1 protein-coding gene is annotated in these 1,320 nt (G+C 60.7%); it reads right to left on the bottom strand.

What is annotated here, in order from left to right; all coding sequences use genetic code 11:
- Positions 1 to 1,145, bottom strand: a 1,145-nt coding sequence (locus JX325_RS16955; protein ID WP_204792189.1) for a 4-hydroxybutyrate dehydrogenase, incomplete at its 3' end; no start/stop codon positions are given.
- Positions 1,146 to 1,320 lie beyond the last annotated feature (175 nt).

The raw sequence follows: 1,320 nt of genomic DNA, 5'->3' as shown, positions 1-1,320 counted from the left end.
AAGGGATAGTAGGCGTTGGTCATGAGGCGCTGCTGGTTGGCCTCCACGCTCTGGGGGAACTTCTTGAAGTCCTCCTCGGTGAAGCCGCAGTCCCGCAGGGGGCGCAGGGGCAGGATGCGCTGGAGCAAGGCGTTCATTTCGGGGATGGCGTTCCTGGCCTCGCAGCCGAGAATCCGGGCCACCATCTCCTTGAAGCGCATGATCTCGCCGTCGGGGTTCTTCTCGTCATAGTAGTCCATGATGGCGCCGAAGAGCATATAGTTGCTCTCGCCGTGGGCTACGTGATAGGTGCCGCCCAGGGGGAAGCTCATGCCGTGGACCGGGCCGCAGCNCGCCTTCAGGAAGGCGATGCCTGCGTAGAAGCTGGCGGTGACGAACTCGTCCAGATACTCGAACCGGCCGTCCTGGCCCTTCTCGTCGATGAGCTTGAAGCCCTTGAGAATCATGTCCATGGCCTTTTCGGAGAAAAGCTCGGAGGTCATGGTCTTGCGGTGGGGGCTGAGGAAGGACTCAGTTGCGNGGACCAGTGCGTCAATGGCGGAGCAGGCGAAGGGCTTGTAGGGCAGGGTCTTGATGAGGTCGGGAATCAGGCAGACCTTGTTGGGGATGATGTCGTCGGACACCAGGCCCNGCTTNGTCTCGNCGCCGGTGAGCACNCCGTCTTTTTCNTCCTTGACAATCGCNACGGAGATGTTCGTACACTCGGAGCCCGTTCCGCAGGTTGTNGGGATGGCGATGACATCCTTTTCATGCTGGACGGGGAAGCGCTTGAAATACAGGTTGTGCACCGTGTCGGGCCGCTTGCAGCCCAGCAGCTTGCAAAGGTCCATGATGGCGCCGCCGCCGACCGCGATAACCCGGTCATAGCTCTCATAGGGGATGGCGTCGTACATGACCTGGATCATTTCCTCGCTGGGCTCGCCCGCGCCGAACTTCTCCTGGAACACGAACTGGCACTTGAGGTTCAGCTCCTTCATGAAGGGGGTGTAGATGAACTCGTTGGTCAGCACCACGTCCCGCTCGCCCAGCNTGAACTCCTCCGCCATGGCNGCGAAGGTGTCGAACTTGTACACGGTGGGAGCAAAGATGATTTCACGCTTGTCGGCCATCAGAGCGGCGGAAAAAGCGTCCATTTTCTGAGCCATAATGAATCAGTCTCCTTTAAAATTTTTAGAACGGCATTTGCGGAGGACAGGCGGGCCAGGGGGCCCGCCCCTACAGGCTGCGTTGTACGATAGGCGTACCGTAGGGGCCGCCGCCCTGCGCCCGCCGTTAGCGGCTTTGCCGCTTACGGCGGCGGCGTACCCCTTGCGGGTGCTC

The sequence above is a fragment of the Oscillibacter sp. CU971 genome, assembly GCF_905219725.1.
Lineage (GTDB): Bacteria > Bacillota > Clostridia > Oscillospirales > Oscillospiraceae > Oscillibacter.
This window is presented reverse-complemented; position numbering and strand designations above follow the sequence as displayed.